At 73.4% G+C, this 21244-nt stretch carries 19 protein-coding genes and 1 riboswitch; of the genes, 8 read left to right on the top strand and 11 right to left on the bottom strand.

Features of this window, described 5'->3' with window-relative positions:
* Positions 1 to 163: 163 nt before the first annotated feature.
* Positions 164 to 1306 carry a glycosyltransferase family 4 protein gene (locus JE024_RS25615; RefSeq protein WP_205375840.1) on the bottom strand — a complete coding sequence of 381 codons (1143 nt, stop codon included), beginning with the start codon at positions 1304 to 1306 and terminating at the stop codon, positions 164 to 166.
* 94 nt (positions 1307 to 1400) lie between these two features.
* Between JE024_RS25615 and JE024_RS25610 the strand changes: the two genes are divergently transcribed.
* Positions 1401 to 2630, top strand: coding sequence for a glycosyltransferase 87 family protein (locus JE024_RS25610; protein WP_205375839.1), 1230 nt, complete (start codon positions 1401 to 1403; stop codon positions 2628 to 2630).
* Here JE024_RS25610 and JE024_RS25605 read toward each other — a convergent pair.
* The 5 genes from JE024_RS25605 to JE024_RS25585 all read right to left on the bottom strand — a co-directional run bounded on the left by JE024_RS25605 (position 2587) and on the right by JE024_RS25585 (position 8155).
* Complete coding sequence (locus JE024_RS25605; protein WP_205375838.1) at positions 2587 to 3819, bottom strand: hypothetical protein; 1233 nt, start codon at positions 3817 to 3819, stop codon at positions 2587 to 2589. The genes JE024_RS25610 and JE024_RS25605 overlap by 44 nt on opposite strands.
* Before the next feature lie 82 nt (positions 3820 to 3901).
* Entirely contained in the window at positions 3902 to 4936 is a 1035-nt protein-coding gene (locus tag JE024_RS25600) for a C40 family peptidase (protein ID WP_205375837.1), read from the bottom strand.
* Positions 4937 to 5164: 228 nt separating this feature from the next.
* Complete coding sequence (locus JE024_RS25595; protein ID WP_205375836.1) at positions 5165 to 6190, bottom strand: C40 family peptidase; 1026 nt, start codon at positions 6188 to 6190, stop codon at positions 5165 to 5167.
* A 319-nt stretch (positions 6191 to 6509) separates the two neighbouring features.
* Positions 6510 to 7874: an NYN domain-containing protein gene (locus JE024_RS25590; protein ID WP_205375835.1), complete on the bottom strand. Its 1365-nt coding sequence runs from the start codon at positions 7872 to 7874 to the stop codon at positions 6510 to 6512.
* A 38-nt stretch (positions 7875 to 7912) separates the two neighbouring features.
* Positions 7913 to 8155, bottom strand: coding sequence for a hypothetical protein (locus JE024_RS25585; RefSeq protein ID WP_147990240.1), 243 nt, complete (start codon positions 8153 to 8155; stop codon positions 7913 to 7915).
* Positions 8156 to 8305: 150 nt separating this feature from the next.
* Here JE024_RS25585 and JE024_RS25580 point away from each other — a divergent pair, with 150 nt between their 5' ends.
* From JE024_RS25580 to JE024_RS25550, 7 genes are all read left to right on the top strand, one after another.
* Positions 8306 to 9043 (top strand): rhomboid family intramembrane serine protease, encoded by a 738-nt coding sequence (locus JE024_RS25580; protein WP_205375834.1) that lies wholly within the window; start codon positions 8306 to 8308, stop codon positions 9041 to 9043.
* Between the two features lie 56 nt (positions 9044 to 9099).
* A complete protein-coding gene (locus tag JE024_RS25575) occupies positions 9100 to 9381 on the top strand; it encodes an Lrp/AsnC family transcriptional regulator (RefSeq protein WP_065488891.1) in 282 nt (93 codons plus the stop codon).
* Positions 9382 to 9524: 143 nt separating this feature from the next.
* Entirely contained in the window at positions 9525 to 9839 is a 315-nt protein-coding gene (locus tag JE024_RS25570; protein ID WP_205375833.1) for a small hydrophilic protein, read from the top strand.
* 49 nt (positions 9840 to 9888) lie between these two features.
* Positions 9889 to 11259, top strand: coding sequence for a sensor histidine kinase (locus JE024_RS25565; RefSeq protein WP_205376725.1), 1371 nt, complete (start codon positions 9889 to 9891; stop codon positions 11257 to 11259).
* Positions 11256 to 11915: a response regulator transcription factor gene (locus JE024_RS25560; protein ID WP_205375832.1), complete on the top strand. Its 660-nt coding sequence runs from the start codon at positions 11256 to 11258 to the stop codon at positions 11913 to 11915. The genes JE024_RS25565 and JE024_RS25560 overlap by 4 nt, the downstream gene beginning before the upstream one ends.
* Before the next feature lie 87 nt (positions 11916 to 12002).
* Positions 12003 to 13424, top strand: a complete 1422-nt coding sequence (locus JE024_RS25555) for an SLC13 family permease (protein ID WP_205375831.1) — start codon at positions 12003 to 12005, stop codon at positions 13422 to 13424.
* Positions 13425 to 13542: 118 nt separating this feature from the next.
* Positions 13543 to 14703 carry a glycerate kinase family protein gene (locus JE024_RS25550; protein ID WP_205375830.1) on the top strand — a complete coding sequence of 387 codons (1161 nt, stop codon included), beginning with the start codon at positions 13543 to 13545 and terminating at the stop codon, positions 14701 to 14703.
* Between the two features lie 4 nt (positions 14704 to 14707).
* Here the strand turns inward: JE024_RS25550 and JE024_RS25545 are convergent, their stop codons facing one another.
* The 5 genes from JE024_RS25545 to qcrC form a co-directional block, all read right to left on the bottom strand.
* The gene (locus JE024_RS25545; RefSeq protein ID WP_244883072.1) at positions 14708 to 16153 is read right to left on the bottom strand and encodes an aminotransferase class V-fold PLP-dependent enzyme; all 1446 of its coding nucleotides are present in this window, start codon (positions 16151 to 16153) and stop codon (positions 14708 to 14710) included.
* 183 nt (positions 16154 to 16336) lie between these two features.
* A riboswitch (SAM riboswitch) is annotated at positions 16337 to 16454 on the bottom strand.
* A 73-nt stretch (positions 16455 to 16527) separates the two neighbouring features.
* Entirely contained in the window at positions 16528 to 17592 is a 1065-nt protein-coding gene (trpD, locus tag JE024_RS25540) for an anthranilate phosphoribosyltransferase (RefSeq protein ID WP_205375829.1), read from the bottom strand.
* A gap of 142 nt (positions 17593 to 17734) precedes the next feature.
* Entirely contained in the window at positions 17735 to 19360 is a 1626-nt protein-coding gene (gene qcrB, locus JE024_RS25535; RefSeq protein WP_205375828.1) for a cytochrome bc1 complex cytochrome b subunit, read from the bottom strand.
* Positions 19357 to 20433, bottom strand: a complete 1077-nt coding sequence (gene qcrA / locus JE024_RS25530; RefSeq protein ID WP_205375827.1) for a cytochrome bc1 complex Rieske iron-sulfur subunit — start codon at positions 20431 to 20433, stop codon at positions 19357 to 19359. Before qcrA ends, qcrB begins: the two co-directional genes overlap by 4 nt.
* The gene (gene qcrC, locus JE024_RS25525) at positions 20430 to 21239 is read right to left on the bottom strand and encodes a cytochrome bc1 complex diheme cytochrome c subunit (RefSeq protein ID WP_205375826.1); all 810 of its coding nucleotides are present in this window, start codon (positions 21237 to 21239) and stop codon (positions 20430 to 20432) included. The genes qcrA and qcrC overlap by 4 nt, the downstream gene beginning before the upstream one ends.
* Positions 21240 to 21244: the final 5 nt, after the last annotated feature.

Genomic DNA, 21244 nt, shown 5'->3' with positions numbered 1-21244 from the left:
GGCGTTCGAGGCGCGCCTCTCCGGGGGCGGAGCCCCCGGAGAGGCGGCGCGCCCGCGGGCGACGGTGCGGCGGAGGCGGCCCACCCGACAAGCAGGCACCCCCACAAGCAGGCACCCCGACAGGCGAGCACCCCGGTAACCGGAGCCCCCGGCGACACCCCCCTCAGAGCAGCTCGCGCAGCCTCTCCGCGAGGAGGTCCCAGCGCCAGCGTTCCTCGACCCAGGCGCGGCCGCGCTCGCCCATGCGGCGGCGGAGGTCCGGGTCCCGGAGCAGGGCCACCACGCGCTCGGCGCACTCGGCGGGCTCGCCGCCGCGCACGACCCACCCCGTCTCGCCGTCGAGCACGGCGTCCGGCGCGCCGCCGGAGTCGCCGGCGACGACCGGCAGGCCGGTCGCCGAGGCCTCCAGGTAGACGATGCCGAGGCCCTCCACGTCGAGTCCGCCGCGCCGGGTGCGGCACGGCATCGCGAAGACGTCGCCGGCGCCGTAGTGCGCGGGCAGCTCCGACCAGGGCACCGCCCCGGTGAAGCGCACCGAGTCCGCCACGCCGGTGCGCTCGGCGAGGGCGTGCAGGTCCTTCTCGTAGGGGCCGCCCCCCACGACGAGGAGCACCGCGTCCGGCACCTCCGCCAGGATCGCCGGCATCGCCTCGATCAGCGTGTCCTGGCCCTTGCGCGGCACCAGCCGGGACACGCAGACGACGACGGGCCGGTCGCTGAGCCCGAGGCGCTCGCGGACCCGGTCGCCGCCGGAGCCGGGGTGGAAGGTCTTCTCGTCGACGCCGGGCGGGAGCTGCACCATGCGGGCGGCGGCCTCGGAGGTGAGCGCGGCGGCGATCCGCGAGCGGGTGTACTCGCCCAGATAGGTGATCGTGTCCGTGCCCTCGCCGATCCTGCGCAGGAGCTGCCGGGACGCGGGGAGCTGCGCCCAGCCCGCCTCGTGGCCGTGGCTGGTGGCGACGATCCGCCGGGCGCCGGCCCGGCGCAGGGCCGGGGCCATCAGTCCGAGCGGCGCGGCCGCCCCGAACCACACGGACGCGCAGCCGTGCTCGCGCAGCAGGCCCACGGCCCGCCGGGTGACCCGCGGGGTGGGCAGCAGCATCGTCGTGCGGTCGCGCACGACGGTGAACGGCTGCTCCGCGTCGAAGGCCGCCGTCGCCTCCTCGCCCTCGCGCCCGCGCTTCCAGGTGGAGGCGTAGACGACGATCCGGCCCGGGTCCAGCCGCAGCGCCATGTTGTGCAGGAAGGCCTGGATGCCGCCCGGCCTGGGCGGGAAGTCGTTCGTCACGATCAGCGTCTTGTGCATCGCCGCCGACAGTACCGAATGCGCCTTGCACGGCCTCAGGGGCCCCGCCCGGCATGATGGGCAGCCACGGCGGCGGGCGACGGAGAGGCAGCGGATGGCGAGGGCGCCCCGGGGCACGGCCCTTCCCCTGGCGGTGTGGGTGCTGACCCGGACGGCCCTGCTGCTGTTCGTGCTCGGGCCGCTCACCTTCCCGGGGCCGGACGTCACCACCGACGTGTCGGTGATCTACCGGGGCTGGTACGAGGTGCTGCGCACCGGCACGTTCCCGCTGGACGACGTCACCTGGCAGTACCCGCCGGCCGCCGCGCTCGCGATCCTCTCCCCAGGGCTGCTGCCGTGGCTGCCGTACGACACGGCCTTCTACGTGCTGGTGTTCCTGTGCGACCTGCTGGTCCTGCTGATGCTGCGGGCCGCGCGGCGCCCGGGGACCGCGCCGTGGGCCCTGTGGACATGGGTGGCCGGGGTGCCGCTGCTCGGGCCGACGGTGTACGCCCGGTACGACCTGATGGTCACGGCGGTCGCGGTGGCCGCCCTGCTCGCGGGCGCCCGGCGGCCCCGGGTGCTGGGCGCGCTGGCGGCGTTCGGGGCGCTGCTGAAGGTGTGGCCGGTGCTGCTGCTGGTGGGGGTGGAGCGCGGCCGGGCGTCCCGGCGGGCGTGGGGGACGGCGGCGGTGACGGCGGCGGCCCTGACGGCCGGTTTCGCCCTGGCGATGCCGGGCGCGACGGCCTTCCTCGGCTTCCAGCGCGACCGGGGCACCGAGGTCGAGTCGCTGGGCGCGCTGGTCTTCCACGTGGCCCGGCATCTGGGGTGGCGCGGCGAGGTGCTGCTGAACTACGGCTCGGTCGAGTTCATGGGCCCGTACGTGGGGCTGGTGAGCACCCTCGCGCTGGCGCTCAGCGCGGCCGCGCTCGTCTGGCTGCTGGTGTGGCGGCTGCGGGCGCGCGAGTGGGGGCCGGCCACGACGGCGGACGCGGCGTTCACCGCGGTGCTGCTGTTCACGGTCACCAGCCGGGTGATCAGCCCGCAGTACCTGGTCTGGCTGGTGGGGCTCGCGGCGGTGTGCCTGGTGCGCCCGGAGACCCGGATGGGCCGTCCCGCTCTGCTGGTGCTGGCCGCCACCGCGGTGACCGTGCTGGAGTTCCCGGTCTGGTTCGGCCATGTGGTGGCGAGCGACGCGCTGGGGATCGGCCTGCTCGTGGCGCGCAACGGGCTGCTGGTGGCGGCGGCCGTGGTCGCCGGGCGGCGGCTGTGGCGGGGCCCGGCGGCGGCCCCGGCCGGGGTCAGCCCAGCCGCTCGCGCAGATGGTCGCGCCACTGCGCGGTGAAGTCCTCCACGGTGACGCCCAGCTCCCGGGCCAGGGCGTGCTCGACGGCTCCGTCGCGGTGCTCGGCCTCCCCGACGGTGCGGTAGACGTCGGTGAGACGCTCCTCGCCCCAGCGCTCGGCGATCAGCTCGCAGGCCAGCCAGGCGCCCTCGTAGGCCCGTGCCAGCGCTTCGGCGTCGCCGCCGAAGGAGAACGCCCCGTCGTCGGGGAGCGTGGCCGGCAGATCGCCGGCCCGGACGGCGTCCCGCAGCTCGGGCGCGATCTCCTCGGCGCCGCGGGCGCTGCCGCGGTAGGCGACCCAGTCGGCGAAGCCCTCGGAGAGCCACATGGGGGTGGCGGCGGAGGTGTGCGCCCGGGTGGCGACGTGGACGGTCTCGTGGGTGAGCACGACGTCCTGGCCGAAGGCGCCGAGGAGCCCGTACGCCTCGGGGTTGACGACCACCCGGTCGGCGGGCGCGTCCGGGCCGCCGCCGCTCTCGCCGGTGGTCACGGCGGCGATGCCCCGGTACCCGGCCGCGGGGGCGCCCAGCAGCCGCCCCATGTCCTCCAGCGACGGCGGTACGAGGACGACCACCCGGCCCGCCCACTCCCCGGGCCAGGCGTCGCCGACCGCGGGCACCGCGAGGTCGGCGGCCCGGGCCAGGTCGCGCAGCCGCTCCGGGTCCTGCCCGACGCCGAGGACCAGGCTGCGGGCGCCGCGCACGGCCTCCACGTCGCCCTGCTGCCAGAGCTGCTGAGGGGCCCCGCTGCCGGGCCGGTCGGCGGTGATGTACCAGCGGCCGTCGCGTTCGGTCAGCTCCACGATGCGGGAGGCGACGACGGGGGCCGGGTCGTAGCCGTCGATGCGGTAGCGCAGCTCGGTGTCGGCGACGGCCCTGCCGTCCTGGTGGCGGACGCCCTCGACGCGGTACTCCCAGCTTCCGACGGGCACGTCGCCGAGGTTGTCGAACTCGGTGCCCTGGGCCTCGCGCAGGGCGGTGGCCCCGGGGTCGAGGACGGCGAGCCAGGCGTCCCGGTCGTGGCGGACGACGGCGTCCGCGCGGGCGTCCAGGGTGCGCCGTACGGCATCGGCGGTCGGGTCCACGGGGGCGGTGTCGGAGGTGCACGCGGGCAGCAGCAGCATCACGGCGAGGCCGAGCCCCGCCGTACGCCGTGCCGCCGTGCGCGCCGCGCGCCCCTGACCTGCCACGCTGCCGATCGTACGTAACCCGGCGGCGAGGGGGCGGCCCGAGCGCCTCTCCGGGGGCCCGCACGGGCCCCGCCGGCGGCGGTCAGACGCGCGTGACGGCGTGGATCGGCATCATCCCGACCGGGTCGTAGCGCACCGAGGCGCCCGGGTAGGGCGCGTGGACGACCTGCCCGTTGCCCATGTACATCCCGACATGGCTGGCGTCGCCGCGGTAGGTGACGATGTCGCCGGGGCGCGCCTCGGAGAGCGGGACGCGGCGGCCGGCGTTCGCCTGGGCCTGGGAGGTACGCGGCAGGCCCACCCCCGCCTGGGCGTAGGACCACTGCACCAGGCCCGAGCAGTCGAAGCCCGAGGGCCCGTTGGCGCCCCACACGTACGGGCGGCCCACCGCGCCGCGGGCGGCGAGCGCGGCGGCCGAGGCGTGCCGGGAGCTCGCGGTGAGGCCGTCGAGGCCGGGCAGGGCGCCGTCGCGGCCGCCGCGCGAGGCGCGGTCGAAGGCGGCGCGGTCGGCGTCGGTGAGGCTGTTCAGCAGCCGGCGGGCCTCGGCGAGCTTGCGCTCGACGCCGCGTTTGTGCCGGGCGACCTCGGCGCGGCTGCGCTCCAGTTCGGTGAGGTCGCGGTCGGCCTCGGCGCGTTCCTGGCCGAGGTCGCGCTGTTCGCGCCGGAGTTGGCGCAGGGTGTGCGCCTGGCGGTCGCCGGCGCGGTCGAGGAGGGAGGCCCGTTCCAGGTAGGTGTCCGGGTCGGCGGAGAGGAGGAGTTCGAGCGCGGGGTCGACGCCGCCGGAGCGGTACTGGGCGCCGGCGACGGTGCCCAGCTCCTCCCGCATCCGGTTGATGCGCTCCTGCCCGCGGGCGACGCTGTCCTGGGCGTGGGCGACCCGCTCGCGCAGCCGTCCGACGTCCTCGCGGGCCTTGTTGAAGCGTTCGGTGGCCTGCTCCGCCTGCTGGTGGAGCAGGTCGACCTGGGCGCGGGTGGCCCGGGCGGGCTCGCGGGGTTCGGCCCCCGCGGGCGTCGCGCCGAGGCCGGCGGCGGCCGTCGCCGCCGCGGCGGCGGACAGCACGGTGGTCCGGGCACTCGATGCGAGACCGGTCTGTGAGGGTCGGCGGTGGGAGACCACGGGCCGCGCTCCCTTCCGCACACGTCGCTGAACGCGAAGGACTGGGGGTGTTGCGCGGCAGACAGTAGCCGGGCGACCACACGGCGGCCAACGACCGCCCTGGGCACGCACAGTGACGCCCCGCCGGAACCACAGGTCACCGGCGGGGCGCGGGGTCAGCGGGAAGCGACGGAATTCCCCCGTTCGGACGGGTGTGGGAGTCGCTCCCACCCCGTGCCGGACGTTCCGTCAGATACGCACGCCGAACTGGAACGGCATGTTGTTGATCGACTCGTAGCGCACGTTGGCGCCCGGCTTCGGGGCGTGCAGCACCTGGCCGTTGCCGGCGTAGAAGCCGACGTGGTGCAGGTCGCCGTAGAAGATGACGAGGTCGCCCTGCTGGAGCTGGCCCTGCGAGTAGATGCGGGTGCCGGCGTTCGCCTGCGCCTGCGAGGTGCGCGGGATGGAGACGTTGGCCTGCGCGTACGCCCAGGAGGTGAGGCCGGAGCAGTCGAAGGAGCTCGGGCCGGAGGCGCCGTAGACGTACGGGGTGCCGATCTTGGACTGGGCGGCGGCGAAGGCGGCGGCGGCGCGCTGCGAGGCCGGGACGGAGTTGCCCAGGTCGGCGCGGGAGCTGGCGCGGTTGGCGCGGGTGTCGTCGGCGGCGAGGGAGGCGCGCTCGGCGGCGGTCAGGGAGTTGAGCAGCTTCTGCGCGGCGGCGAGCTTGCCCTGGACTTCCTTCTTCTTCTTGCCGAGCTCCTCGCGGGTGTCCGCCAGGTCCGTCAGCTTGCCCTGGGCCTCCTGGCGCTGCTGCGCGAGGGTGCGCTGCTTGGCCTGGATGTCCTGGATGGCGTCGGTCTGCTTGGCGCCGAGCTGGTCCAGGGCCGAGGCCTTGTCCAGGTAGGTGTCCGGGTCGCCGGAGAGGAAGAGCTGGAGCGAGGGGTCGATCCCGCCGGAGCGGTACTGGGCGCTCGCGACCGAACCGAGGCTGTCGCGCAGGGTGTTGAGCTCGTCCTGACCGCGCGCGACCCTGTCCTGGAGCGCGCCGATCTCCTCGTTGAGCTTCTCCTGCTTCTCCTTGGCCCCGTTGTACTTCTCGGTGGCCTGCTCCGCCTCTTCGTAGAGCTTGTCGACCTTCTCCTTGACCTCGCTCTTGGTCGGCTTCGGGTCGGCCTGAGCGGTCTGGGCGGAGAGGGCGACGGCGGCTGCGGCGGTCGCGGTGAGCACGGTCACACGGGTGCGGCTCGGCTGCTTGGGACGACGGTGGGACGCCACGAAGGCGAGCTCCTTCTTCCTCGAGCCGCCTACCGGGCAGTGGGGGGTCGGGACCCCGGCGTCCGCACGTCGGGTCCCTGGGGGAAATAGGGTCGAACTGCACGAACTCGGCGGTTCCTTCGCTGCCACCCCGGGTGGGTGATCAACCGCGCGAAGGTTCGAAGGCCGACCCTAGTGACCTTCTTGTGATCAGTTCAAATCCTCATAGGAAAAATCTCGGCCCGCGAGGGCATTCTTTACTCACATCACACGTGCAGTAGCGGCCACTTGACGCACCGTCCCCCGCCATCGAGCCCAATCCGGGCATTGCGTACGGATGTTACGAGACGCGCGAAAGCCGCTTGAGGAGCAGGGCGGACGCAACCGGACGCGCCCCCGCCTTGGCGACCCCGTCGGCCACCTCGCGGTCGGTCGAGACGACGACCACGGGCCTGCCGGGCGGCTCGGCGCGCACCAGCTGGCGGATCAGCTCGTCGGCGGTGACCCCGGCCTTGGAGAACAGCACCCGCACACCGCGCGGCGGCGCCAGCAGGACCGGCGCCGCCAGTTCGGCGCCGTCGAAGACACAGGTGACCTCGGCGCCCGTCTGCGCGGCCAGCACCGAGAGACCGCCGAGCAGCCGCAGCCGCTGCTTCTCCAGCGGCATGGTGGGATAGCCGGTCTTGGTGACGTTGTAGCCGTCGACCACCAGATGGGCCTGGGGCAGCGCGAGCAACTGGTCCAGCAGGGCCGGGTCCGTCTCCGACAGGGCCCGGTTGGCGATGTCCTTGGGGGACATCCGGCCCGGCTCGACGGCGTCCACGGTGTCGGCGGGGTGCATCCCCGCCGGCGGCAGCGCCAGTTCGCGGCGCAGCCCCTGCGCGGCGTCCAGCACGGTGTCCAGCAGCAGCCGCAGCCGCATGTCCTCGACGGAGCGGCCCTCGCGCGCCGCGCGGCGCCCGGCCTCCACCGCGGCCTCCGCCTCCCCGAGGCGGGCCTTCAGCCGCCGGGTCTCGCTCTCGGCCGCCGACACCTGGGCCGCCGCCTGCGCCCGCACCGACTCGGTCTCGCCCGCGCTGCGGCGCAGGGCCGCCTCGCCGCGCTTGAGGTCGGCCTGGGCGCTGCGCAGCTTGCGGGCGAGCGACTCGCCGTCCTTGCGGGCGGCCTCCAGCTCGGCGCGCAGCCGGTCGGTCTCCGACTTGATCTGGGTGCGGGCCTCGGCCAGTTCCTCGCGCAGCCGCTCCAGCTCGCGCCGGCCCTCCTCGTCGGCCCGCTCGGCGTCCGCCCGCTGGACCTCCTCGCCCGCGGCGGCGACGAGTTTCACCCATCCGGTGGGTCTCAGCACATAGGCGGCGGCCGCCACGTCCACCGGATCGGCGGCCGCGGGCGGGGCCCCGGACTCCAGGGCACCGGCGAGCTCGGGCTGGCCCTTGCCGAGCCGCTCGCCGATCCGCTGCCGGAAGACGGGGTCGTTCTCCAGCGCCGCGGCCATCGCGTTCCCGGCGAACTTGGCGCGGCGGCTCGGGGTGAAGCGGGCGTACTGCCGGAGCTGGGGCGGCAGTTCGGTGACGGTCAGACCGCCGAAGGCGTCCGAGACCAGCGCGACGACACGGCGCCTGACACCCTCCGGCAGGGGCCGGTCGAGCGCCTCGGCGGCGTCACCGGCCGCGCCGGCCGGCTCCGCGCCACTCGCGGGCTGCTCCACGATCCGTCACCCCTGCCACCCGTGCGGGGCCGCCCCTCTCAGGAAGCGGCGCCCGGCCTGTCCACCAGTTCGATCTGGTCCACCGCGTTGCACCAGCGGCAGCGGACCGACTCGATGGTCTCACTGACGACGTCCCGCTCCTCGACGGTCGGCTCGCCCGCGAGGTCCAGATGGACGTACTCGACGACCTTGGACGACCGCGTGACGTCGAAGCGCGTGAGGTTGCCGCAGAGCGTGCAGCGCCACCTGGTGTCGGCTGTCGGCGAGGGAACCGTCGTCATCGTGCCGTCCTTTTCGTCGTACGGAACCGGGTACCCGCGGTGCGCCGTCGAACTGCGGATGTACTGCCTGCAACCCTACGGCCTCACGGGTACGCGTGGTCACGGCGAGGCGCTCTGTACCGTTCGGTCCCGCTACGCCATGCTCTGTCCATGATCAGTCGGTGGGTCTCGGCGGAGGCGGCGCGCGGTGCGCTCCGGTCGGCGGTGAGCGGCCCGTCGGTGACGTACGGGCTGATCGCCCTGTGCTGCGCGGTGTTCGCCGTCAGTCCCGTCTCGGGTCTGAACCCGGCGTACGGCATCGGCGACGAGGTGCTGGCGGCGCAGGCCGCGTACTTCGAGCGCTGGGGGGTGATCCCGGCCGAACTGATGTCCGCCGATCCCCGGGCCCTGCTCACCCCCCTCACCGCGCTGTTCATCCACGGCAGTTGGCTCCATCTGCTGGGCAACATGCTCTTCCTCTACGTCTTCGGCGCGATGACGGAGGAGCGGATGGGGCGTGTGGGCTTCGCCCTCTTCTATCTGGCCACCGGCTACGTGGCGCTGCTGGCGTTCGCCGTCGCCAACGCGGAGTCGGCGCAGACGCTGGTGGGCGCCTCGGGGGCGATCTCGGCGGTGCTCGGCGCGTTCCTCTTCCTCTTCCCCCGCGCCAGGGTCACCAGCCTCTTCCCCTTTCTCCTGTTCCTGCCGCTGCGCTTCCCCGCCTGGGCGGTGCTGGTCTTCTGGTTCGCCCTCCAGTGGGTGGCGGCCCAGAACGCCGGGAGCGGGCCCGGAGTGGCGTACCTGGCGCACCTGGCCGGATTCTCCGCCGGCTTCCTGTGGGCGTGGGCCCGGTTCCGGCGCCCCGCGCCCGGCGCTTCCCCCGGCCGGAGCCGCCCGGCCGGCGAGTAGGCTGGCCCCGTCTGCAGCGGCTCATCTGCAGCGGCCACCGAGGGAGAAGGACAGCCGTGATCACCGCGATCGTGCTCATCAAGACCAGCGTGGACCGCATCCCCGAGATCGCCGAGTCGATCGCCGCGCTGGACAGCGTCAGCGAGGTCTTCTCCGTCACCGGGACCTACGACCTGATCGCCATGGTGCGCGTGGCCAGGCACGACGACCTGGCGGACGTGATCCCCGGCCGGATCAGCAAGATCCCGGGTGTGGAGGGCACCGACACCCATGTCGCGTTCCGCACCTACTCCCAGCACGACCTGGAGGCGGCGTTCGCCATCGGCCTCGACGCCTGAGGCCGTCCGGCCGGATCCGCGCCCCCGGCGGGCCCGCCGCACCGCACATGGCCGCCGCACACACAGGCCCGCCGCTCCGCACATGAAGGAATCCTCATCCCCGCCTCATCCGGCGTTTCCCGGCGCCGCGCAGGATGACGGGCATGGCCTTCACCCACCGCATGGTGACGCTCGCCGCAGTCGTCGCCATCCCGCTCGGCATCGCCGCGACCAGCTACGCCCTGACCGACGCGCCCGGGACCCCCGAGGTCCCGCCCGCGGTCGAGCTGGACGCGACCCCGCGCCCCGCCCCGCCGCCCTCGGCGGACCCCACGGGGAACCCCTCGGGCACGCCGTCGGGCCCGTCCGGCGTCCCGACGACCCCCGCGCCCACCGGCGACGCGGTCGTCCCCGGGCCGGCGGCGACCGACGACGACGACAGCAACGACGACGCCGACGACGCCGGTGAAGAGAACTGACCGCCGGATATCCGCACGGGTCCGCATCCTGCTCTGGCTCCTGCTGGTCATGACGGTGGCGCTCGCCGCCGTCGCCATGACCACCAGGTCGCTGCTGCTGCGCGACATCGACCACCGGATCAACCAGCTCCTCACCCAGGAGACCCAGGAGTTCGCGAACTTCGTGCCGCAGGGTGTCGACCCGGACACCGGCCGTACCTTCACGGACCCGGACAAGCTGCTGAGGGTCTTCCTCCAGCGCCAGTACTCCGACCCGGACGAGGAACTGCTCGGCCTGACCCGGGCCCCCGGGCAGCGCGTCCATGTGATCCGGCAGTCCCGCGAGATCCGTCCCGACATCGCCCTCCACCCCGACCGGGCCTCGCTCACCGCGATCCTCGACGCGGAGGGCGGCGCCGGGGTGCTGTCCCGGCCCCAGGGCGAGGTCCGCTGGGCGAAGGTGCCGATCCGGGCCGCCGCCCCCGGCGCCGAGGCCGCCTTCGTCGTCGCCTTCCACTCCGAGAGCGAGCGGGCCATCGCCGACGAGGCGTTCCGCACCCTGCTCGCCATCTCCGGGGTCGCCCTGATCACCGTGACCGGCATCGGCTGGGCGGTCGCCGGCCGCATCCTGGCACCCGTGCGGGTGGTCCGGGCCACCGCCGAGAAGCTCACCGAGCAGGACCTGACCCGGCGCATCCCCGTGCAGGGCCGCGACGACATCGCCGCGCTCGCCGAGACCTTCAACGCCATGCTGGACCGGCTGGAGAGCGCGTTCGCCGGGCAGCGCCAGTTCGTCGACGACGCCGGGCACGAGCTGCGCACCCCGATCACCATCGTGCGCGGCCATCTGGAGCTGATGGGCGACGACCCGGCGGAGCAGCGCGAGACCGTCCGGCTGGTCACCGACGAGCTGGACCGGATGAGCCGGATCGTGGAGGACCTGCTGCTGCTGGCGAAGGCCGAGCGGCCGGACTTCGTCCGCCCCGAACCCGTCCAGCTCGGCGAGCTGACCGCGGACGTCTTCGTCAAGGCACGCGCGCTCGGCGAACGCGACTGGGTGCTCGACCAGGTCGCCGACCGGGAGGCCTGGCTCGACCCGCAGCGCATCACCCAGGCCATGGTGCAGCTCGCGCAGAACGCCGTGCAGCACACCGTGCCCGGGGCCAGGATCCGCATCGGCTCCCGCGAGCAGGAGGGCCGCGTCGAGCTGTACGTGGCGGACAGCGGACCGGGTGTGCAGCCCCAGGACGCCGAGGTGATCTTCGAACGGTTCCGCCGCGGCACGGCCCGCCGCGGCGCCCGCACCAGCGGCGCGGGGCTCGGCCTGTCCATCGTCCGCGCCATAGCCGAGGGCCACCGGGGCGGCCGGGTGGAACTGCGCCCCGCCGAGGGCGCGGGCAGCGGCGCCGTGTTCGTACTCGTCATGGAGGAAGCCCTGTGAACCGCATTCTGATCGCCGAGGACGAGGACCGGATCGCCTCCTTCGTGGAGAAGGGGCTGCGGGCCAACGGCTTCACGACCACCGTCGCCGCCGACGGCGACACCGCGCTCGACTACGCCGTCAGCGGCGGCTTCGACCTGATGCTGCTGGACATCGGCCTGCCCGGACGCGACGGGTTCACCGTGCTGCGGGAACTGCGCGAGGCCCGGGTCACCCTGCCCGTGGTCGTGCTCACCGCCCGCGACTCGGTGCGGGACACCGTCGCCGGTCTGGAGGGCGGGGCCGACGACTGGATGACCAAACCGTTCCGCTTCGAGGAACTGCTGGCCCGGGTGCGGCTGCGGCTGCGCACCGCGGCCCGCGCGCCCGAGGTCACGGTGCTGCGCAGCGGTGACCTCACCCTCGACCTGCGCACCCGCAGGGCCCGGGCGGCGGAGCGCACCGTCGACCTGACGGCCCGTGAGTTCGTGCTGCTGGAGCTGTTCCTGCGGCATCCGGGGCAGGTGCTGTCCCGGGAGCAGATCCTGTCCCACGTCTGGGGCTACGACTTCGACCCGGGCTCCAACATCGTGGACGTGTACGTCAGGGCGCTGCGCAAGAAGCTCGGCGCGCACCGGCTGGAGACGGTACGGGGCATGGGCTACCGGCTGCCCTGACCCGCGCCCGCGGCGCGGGCCGGGGGATGAACTTCCCTTCATCGACGGCTCATCGGCGGCTCACGGCCGGGCCGAAGACTGAATGCCGTGAACCTCTCCCTGCGCCAGGCGGCCTGGCTCTGCGCGGCGCTCAGCATCTGCGCCGTGCTCGCCGTCCCCGGCACCTTCCCGTCGCTGGGCGGTGACGCCCGGCTCACCCTCGCCGTCTTCGCGCTCGCCACCTGCGCCTGGATCGCGGCCCCGGTCGACGACACCTATGTCGCCCTGGGCGCCGGCCTGGCGCTCACCGCGACCGGCGTGATCAGCTCCGACACCCTCTTCGCCACCCTCGGGGACGCGACGATCTGGCTGCTGATCTGCGCGTTCGTCATCGCCGCCGCGGTCACCAGGACCGGGCTCGCGGGACGGGCGGCCGCCTTCCTGGTGAGCGGGGCGCGCAGCGTGCGGCAGCTCGTGCACCTGACCACGGCCGCGCTGGTGGTGACCGCGTTCGCGGTACCCGCCACCTCCGGCCGGGCGGCCCTCGCGCTGCCGGTGTTCCTGGCGCTCGCCCGGGCGCTGGCGGAGCGGCGGCGGCTGGTGGTGATGCTGGCGCTGCTCTTCCCCACGGTGATCCTGCTCTCCGCGGTGGCCACCCTCATCGGCGCGGGCGCGCACCTGATCACGGTGGGCGTGCTGTTCGAGCAGACCGGTCAGCGGATCGGCTTCGTCGAATGGCTGGTGCTCGGGCTGCCGCTCGCGGTGGTCGCCTCGCACCTGGCGGCCGAGGCGGTCCTGCTGACGACGACCTCCCGCGCCGACCGCTCCGGGCCCGTCCGGATCACGGCCGCCCAGCTCCAGGAGCACTCCCCCACCCCCGTCACCGGACCGCTCAGCACGGCGGAGGCCCGCTGCACGGTGCTGCTCGCCACCGTGGTCGCCCTGTGGTGCAGCGAACCGCTGCACGGGGTGCCGCCGGCGCTGGTCGCGCTGATCGGCGCCGTCGTCGCCGCCTCCCCCGCGCTCGGCACGGTGCGGCTGAAGGACGGGCTGCGGACGGTGCCCTGGCCGCTGCTGCTGTTCATGGCGGCGACCACCGCGATGGGCGTGGCGCTGGTCGACTCGGGCGCCGCGGGCCATCTGGTGGGCGGGCTGCCCGGCTCGCTGCCGCCGTGGTTCTTCCTCACCGTGGTCGTGCTCGTCAGCACGGCGGCCCATCTGGTGCTCCAGTCCCGCTCGGCCCGCTCCTCGGTGCTGGTGCCCCTGGTGGTGGCGGCGGCCGTCGGCTCGGGCGTCAACCCGGTGGCCGCCGCGCTGGCGTCGACGGCCGCCGCGGGCTTCTGCCACACCCTGCCCGCCTCGGCCAAGCCCGTCGCCCTCTTCTTCGAACCACCGGAGAAGGTGCCCACCTTCACCCCGCGCGACCTGCTCCGGCTCTCGGCGCTCCTCGCGCCGCTCAGCGCGGCGGTGGTGCTGCTGTTCGTGCTCCTCGTCTGGCCGCTGCTCGGCGTGCCCGTCCTCCAGGAGTAGGGGCCGGCGGCCCCGGCCGCTCCCCGCCCCCTGCCGGGGCACCGCACCGGCAGCTCTCCCGCGCCCCGGGGCGCGGCCGGCCCCCGGACCCGCCGGGATCCACACGAAAGGCCCCGCCATGAGCCACCGCCCCTACCGTGTCGCCGTCGCACCGAGCGGCTTCAAGGAGTCCCTGTCCGCCCGTCAGGCGGCCCTGTCCATCGCCGAGGGCCTGCGCAGGGTGGTCCCCGACGCCGAACTCGACCTGATCCCGCTCGTCGACGGCGGCGAGGGCACCGCGGAGGCGCTGGCCCAGGCGGCCGGCGGCAGGCTGGTGCCGTGCACGGCGACCGGGCCCGTCGGGCTGCCGGTGCGCACCCACTTCGCCGTGCTCGGCGACGGCACCGCCGTCGTGGAGATGGCCGCCGTCGCCGGCCTCGGCATGGTGCCCCGCGACCGCCGCGACCCGTGCGCCACCACCACCTTCGGCGTCGGCGAACTGATCCGGGCGGCCCTCGGCACCGGTGCCCGGCGGATCCTCGTGGGCTGCGGCGACTCCGGCACCAGCGACGGCGGCGCCGGGGCGCTCCAGGCCCTCGGCGCCCGGCTGCTGGACGCCGAGGGGCGCGAACTGCCGCACGGCGGGGCGGCGCTGGCCCGGCTCGCGCGGATCGACGCCTCGGGGCTGGACCCGCGGCTGCGCCGGGCGGAGATCCTGGTGGCCTGCAATCCGTACAACGTGCTCTGCGGCGAGCGGGGGGTGGCCCGGGTCTTCGGGCCGCAGAAGGGCGCCGGCCCCGCCGACGTCGAGCGGCTGTCGGCGGCCCTGGAGCAGTGGGCAGCCGTGCTGACCCGCGACCTCGCGCCCGGGGTCGACCCGCGGACCGCGCCCGGCACGGGGGCCTCGGGCGGGCTCGGCGCGGGCCTCGCCGCGCTCGGCGCCCGGCTGCTGCCGCGCTTCGAGGTCCTGCTCGGCCACGTCGACCTCGACGCCCGGCTCGCCCGCGCCGACCTGGTCATCACCGCCGAGGGCTCGCTCGACCGGCAGACCGTGCGCGGCAAGGTGCCCGCCGAGGTGGCCCGCCGGGCGAAGGCCCTGGGCGTGCCCGTGCTGGCGCTGGCGGGCACCCTCGGCCAGGGGGTCGACGAGGTCACGGCCGCGGGAGTGGACGCCTACGGGTCGATCCTGCCCGCGCCCGTGGCGCTGCCCGAAGCACTGGACCGCGCGGGCGAGTTCCTCGCCGACGCCGCCGAACGCACCCTGCGGATGGTCCTGGTGGGCACCCGGCTCGCGGCCTGAGGGCTCAGCCGCGGTCCGGCACGCAGCGGCCGTTCTCGGTGCGGTACTTCCACTGCGCGCCCTGGCTCACCAGCTCCCGCACCGCCGTCACGAAGCGCTCGACGTGCTCGTCGGGGGTGCCGGCGCCGAAGCTGACCCGGATCGCGTTCAGCGACCGCTCCCCCGGGGCCGCGTCCGGGGCGCCGCACTCGCCGACGTCCTGCGGGTCGCTGCCGAGCAGGGTGCGCACCAGCGGGTGGGCGCAGAAGAGTCCGTCGCGGACACCGATCCCGTACTCGGCGGACAGCGCGGCGGCGAAGTGCGAGCTGTTCCAGCCGTCGACGACGAAGGAGATGACGCCGACCCGGGGCGCGTCGTCGCCGAAGAGGGAGAGCACCCGCACCTCGGGCACCTCGGCGAGACCGGCGCGCACCGTGTCGATCAGGTGCCGCTCGCGGGCGACCAGCGCGTCGAAACCGGCCTCGGTGAGGGCCTTGCAGGCGGAGGCGATCGCGTAGACGCCGATCACGTTCGGGGAGCCGGCCTCGTGGCGGGCGGCCGTGGTGTGCCACTCGACGTCCACCCCGCCGTCGGCGCGCCGGGCCACCGTGCGGGAGGCGCCGCCCCCCGCGAGGTAGGGCTCGGCCGCCTGGAGCCAGTCGGCCCGTCCGGCGAGCACCCCGGAGCCGAAGGGCGCGTACAGCTTGTGCCCGGAGAAGGCGACCCAGTCGACGTCCAGGTCCCGCACGGACACCGGGTGGTGGGGGGCGAGCTGCGCCGCGTCGAGCACGATCCGGGCGCCGTGGGCGTGCGCGGCGGCGGCGAGTTCGCGCACCGGCCACAGCTCGCCGGTGACGTTGGAGGCGCCGGTGACGCACACCAGGGCGGGGCCGTACGGCTCCCGGTCGGCGAGCGCCCGCTCCAGGGTGCGCACCGCGTCGGCCGGGGTGCGGGGCGCGTCGAGGTAGGTGACGTCGGCGTCGCTCCAGGGCAGCAGCGAGGCGTGGTGCTCGGTCTCGAAGACGAAGACCCGGCACCCGGCGGGCAGCGCGGCGGCGAGCAGGTTGAGGGAGTCGGTGGTGGAGCGGGTGAAGACGACCTGGTCGTCGTCGCGGCAGTCGAGGAACTCGTGCACCGTGCGGCGGCTGTTCTCGAACAGGTCGGTGGAGAGCTGCGAGAGGTACCCGGCGCCGCGGTGGACGCTGCCGTAGTAGGGGGCGTACGCGGCCACGTCGTCCCACACGCGCTGGAGGGCGGGGGCGCTGGCGGCGTAGTCGAGGGCGGCGTAGGTGACCTCGCCGCCGGTCACCAGCGGCACGGTGACGTCGCGGCCGAGGACCGGCAGCGGTGCGGCGCAGCAGGGTTCGGCGTCGGACGCGGCGGCGGCGACCGGGGCGGGGACGACGGTGGTGGCGGGCTCGGCGGTGGCAACGGGGGCGACGGTGGCGACGGCGTCAGGGCGCACGGACATGGCGGTAACTCCCGGCGGAGAAGGGCGAATTGGCTTCTGCTCACCCGTGGAAGGGGTACGGGTGTGATGCCTCGACGCACGGGGATCACCGTGCGGAGGGTGGAGAAGGGGCGGAAACGCCCTAGCGCATTCGCTTGCTCACGGGACAGCTCCTCGAGGACCAGGACCCCAGAGCCGTGAAGGGGTCCGCGCTTGCCGCAGACCTCGCTGCCTGCGGCCTGGTCTTCACCCGGGGCACCCCGCCACGGACGGAGGGTTGCCGGACAGCGGGCCGGGGCCGTAGTCGCTGTCACTCATGACCTTGGGGAGCATCCTGCCACATGTCCCCGCCTGTGCAAGGGCGCGGTCCACGATCCGGACCGCGCCCGGCGCCGTCAGGCGTTGCTCGCGGCCACCCAGCGCTCCAGCGTCGCCCGGGCGGCGCCCGAGTCGATGGACTCGGCGGCCCGCTCGACCCCGGCCGCCAGCCGCTCCTCCAGACCGGCACCGGTGGGCTCCAGGGCCGCGAGGGCGGCGGCGGAGTTCAGCAGGACGGCGTCCCGCACGGGGCCCTGCTCGCCGGCCAGCAGCCGGCGCGCCACATCGGCGTTGTAGGAGGCGTCGGCGCCGCGCAGGGCCTCCACCGGCACCAGGCCGATGCCGATGTCCCGCGGGTCGAAGGACCGCTCGTCCACGGAGCCGTCGCGGACGACCCAGACCCGGGAGGTGGCCGTCGTCGTCAGCTCGTCCAGTCCGTCGTCGCCGCGGAAGACCAGCGCGGAGGAGCCGCGCTCGGCGAGCACGCCCGCGACGATCCGAGCCACCCGGGTGTCGGCGACACCGGTGGCCTGCGCGGTGACCCGGGCGGGGTTGGTGAGCGGGCCGAGGAAGTTGAAGACGGTGCGGATGCCGAGCTCCTTGCGGGCGACGGCGACGTGCCGCAGCGCCGGGTGGAACTTGACCGCGAAGCAGAAGGTGATGCCCGCCTCCGCGGCCACCTCGGCCACCCGCCGGGGGGTCAGCTCCAGATTGACGCCGAGCTTCTCCAGCACGTCGGACGAGCCGCTCGCGGAGGAGGCGGCGCGGTTGCCGTGCTTCACGACCTTGGCCCCGGTGCCGGCGACGACGATCGCCGACATGGTGGAGATGTTGACCGTCCGGGCGCCGTCGCCGCCGGTGCCGACGATGTCGACGCTGGGGCCGGGCACGTCGATCAGGTTGGCGTGCTCGTACATGGTGCGGACCAGGCCGGAGATCTCCTCCACGGTCTCGCCCTTGGCCCGCAGCGCGGTCACGAAGCCGGCGATCTGCGCGTTGGTCGCCTCCCCGCTGAGGATGCGGTCCATGGCCCAGGCGGTCGCGTCCGCGCTCTGGTCGCGGTTGTCCAGCAGGGCGTCCAGCACCTTGGGCCAGGAGTGTGCCGCCACGCTGTCGCCGCCGATCGGGGTCACAACGTTCATGGTCCGCTCCAGGGTCCACAGCTACGAACAGGATGGTCTCCACCCTATCCAGCCCCGGGCACGCCGAAGGGCCCCGTCCAGCGGATGGACGGGGCCCTTCGGTGCCCCCTGGGGGGCGTGTGGCGACTCTCAGGTCAGGTGATCAGTGGTGGCCGTGGCCGCTGGTGATCTCCTTGTACTCGTCGGCGGTCGGCTTGGCGATCTGGCTGTCGCCGCCGTAGTACGACTTGCTCAGCCGGACGCGCATCTTCTCCATGACGCCGACCTTGCGCTTCACGCCGTTCTCGTCGACCGTGGGGCCGATCTCCGCGGGCTTGTACTGCTCGTGGGCGGTCAGCTTGTATCGGTCGCCCGCACCCAGCGGCTCGTGGATCTCGACGAACTCACCGTGCGGCAGGCGCTTGATGATGCCGGACTCGCGTCCGTGCAGCACCTTCTCCTTGTCGCGGCGCTGGAGACCCAGGCAGATCCGCTTGGTGATGATGAACGCGAGGACGGGCCCGACGAAGTACGTGATGCGCACGAACCAGGTGATCGCGTTGATCGACATGTGGAAGTGCGTCGCGAAGATGTCGTTTCCGCCGCCGAGCAGCATGATCACGTAGCCGACGACCCAGGCGACACCGAGGGCGGTGCGCGTCGGGGCGTTGCGCGGGCGGTCCAGGATGTGGTGCTCGCGCTTGTCGCCGGTGATCCAGGACTCGATGAACGGGTACATCGCGATGGCCCCGAGGACCACACCGAAGACGACCAGCGGGACGAACACGCCCAGGACCAGCGTGTGGCCCCACAGGTTGATCTCCCAGCCCGGCATCACACGGATCAGACCCTCGGCGAAGCCCATGTACCAGTCGGGCTGCGCGCCGGTGGACACCTGGTCCGGCCGGTAGGGGCCGAGCGCCCAGATCGGGTTGATCGTGAACAGCGCGGAGATGATCGCGATGACACCGAAGACCAGGAAGAAGAAGCCTCCGGCCTTCGCCATGTAGACCGGCAGCAGCGGCATGCCGACGACGTTCTTGTTGGTCTTGCCGGGACCCGCGAACTGCGTGTGCTTGTGGTAGAAGACCAGGATCAGGTGGGCCACCACGAGGCCGAGCATGATGCCCGGCAGCAGCAGGATGTGGATCGAGTAGAACCGGGCGATGATGTCGTGGCCCGGGAACTCCCCGCCGAACAGGAACATCGAGATGTAGGTGCCGACGATCGGCACCGACAGGATCGCGCCCTGCGTGAAGCGGACACCGGTGCCGGAGAGCAGGTCGTCCGGGAGCGAGTAGCCGGTGAAACCGGTGAACATGCCGAGGACGAACAGCAGGAAGCCGAACAGCCAGTTGATCTCACGCGGCTTGCGGAACGCGCCGGTGAAGAAGACGCGCATCATGTGCACGAACATGCCGGCGAGGAAGATCAGCGCGGCCCAGTGGTGGATCTGCCGGATGAGCAGACCACCGCGGACGTCGAAGCTGATGTCCAGCGTCGAGGCGTACGCCTCGGTCATCCGGATGCCCTGCATCGGCACGTACGAGCCGTGGTACTCGATCTCGTTCATGCTCGGGTGGAAGAACAGCGTCAGGTACACACCCGTGAGGATGATGATGATGAAGCTGTAGAGGCAGATCTCGCCGAGCATGAAGGACCAGTGGTCCGGGAAGATCTTGCGCATGTTGGCCTTGGCCAGGGAGTAGATCCCGAGCCGGCCGTCGGCCCAGTCGGCGACCTTCTCGCCGGCCGGTGCCTTTTTCTTCGTGTCTGTCACAGTGCTCATCCGCGCTCCCAGAAGGCAGGACCGACGGGCTCTTCGAAGTCGCCGAGCGCCTCGAGGTTGCCCTCGGCGTTCACGCCGATCCGCAGCTGCGGGAGCGGGTGACCGGCCGGACCGAAGATGACGCGGGCGCCGTCGGAGAGGTCGAAGGTGGACTGGTGGCACGGGCAGAGGACGTGGTGCGTCTGCTGCTCGTACAGGCTGATCGGGCAGCCGACGTGGGTGCAGATCTTCGAGTACGCGACGATGCCGTCGACGGACCACTCGAGCTCGCGCTTGTCCTTGATCTCCTCCGGCTGGATCCGGACGATCATGACGGCGGCCTTGGCGATCTCGTTGTTGAAGTCGTGGTTGCTCTCCTCCAGGCCCTCGGGCTTGACGAAGGTGAGCGAACCGACGACGACGTCCTCGGGACGCAGCGGCTCGTTGGTGTTCATGTTGATGAGCAGCTTGCCCTTGGCCCACAGCGTCTTGCGGAGCTTGTCCTCGGGCAGCGGGCCCAGCTCGCGCAGCAGCACCACACCGGAGAGCGGCACCATGGCCAGCGCGCCGAACATGGTGTTGCGGATCAGCTTGCGGCGGCCGATGGCCGACTCGCGCGCACCGTCCGCGAAGTCCGACAGCACCTTGGCCTTGACCTCGGGGGCGGCCTCGATCGGGTGACGGTCGTCCGCCACCTCGACGTCGGACATCAGGGTGCGCGCCCAGTGGACGGCGCCCGCGCCGATGAGGAAGAGCGCCAGACCCAGGGTCAGACCGAGCGACAGGTTGAGCGCGCTGACGTGGCCGATCGGCCAGACGTAGACGATCTTGTCGATCGGGAAGATCACGAACGAGGCGATGAAGCCGATCGTGGCCAGCATCGACAGCGTGAACATCAGGGCCACGGAGCGCTCGGAGCGCTTGGCGGCCCGCTCGTCGATGTCCTGGATGCGCGGCTTGTGGGCCGGCAGTCCCGGATCGGCGAAGGGGTCCTCGTCGTGCTGGACGACGGCGGTGCCCCCGCCGTGTGCCGCGTCGTGCGCGGTGCCCTGCTCAGCCGGCAGGTTCTCTTCTGAATTCTCTTGGCTACTCATGACTTCTTGGCCTTAGCGGTGTGGGCCGCGACCCAGACGGCAACAGCGATCAGGGAGCCCAGACCGAAGATCCAGCCGAACAGGCCCTCGGCCACCGGGCCGAGACCGCCGAGTGCGAAGCCGCCCGGGGAGGGCGTGTCGTCGCTGTTGACGGCCTTGACGTACGCGATGATGTCGCGCTTCTCCTGCTCGGGCATGATCCCGTCGGGGAAGGACGGCATGTTCTGCGGGCCCGTCTGCATGGCCTCGTACAGGTGCTTCGGGCTGACGCCGTTCAGGTCGGGGGCGTACTTGCCCTCGGTCAGCGCGCCGCCCTTGCCGGTGAAGTTGTGGCACTGGGCGCAGTTGGTGCGGAACAGCTCGCCACCGTTGGCGATGTCCGCCTCGGCCGGGTCGAACTGCTCCTCGGTCGGAGTGATCGGACCGGCTCCCAGGGAGGCGACGTACGCAGCGAGCTGGTCGATCTCCTTCTGGGAGTAGATGTTCGGCTTCTTCGGCACCTGGGCGCCGGGCTGCTGGGCGGGCATACGGCCCGTGCCGACCTGGAAGTCGACGGCGGCCGAGCCGACGCCGACCAGGGACGGTCCGTCGGAGGTGCCCTGACCGCCGGTTCCGTGGCAGCTGGCGCAGCCGACGGTGTAGAGCTTCTGGCCCTCCTTGATGGCGAGGGACTGGGCGGTTTCATCGGCCTGCGCCTTGTCCGCGGGTGCGAACGCGGCGTACAGCCCCCCAGTGGCCGCCAGCGCGAGGAGTAGGACGACGACCGCCGCCAGCGGATGGCGTCGTCGTGCGGAGAGCTTTTTCACGGATT

It is taken from the genome of Streptomyces zhihengii, from assembly GCF_016919245.1.
In the GTDB taxonomy this organism is placed as follows: Bacteria; Actinomycetota; Actinomycetes; order Streptomycetales; family Streptomycetaceae; genus Streptomyces; species Streptomyces zhihengii.
The sequence above is the reverse complement of the archived record's forward strand: the minus strand, read 5'-3'. Positions and strand labels throughout refer to the sequence as shown.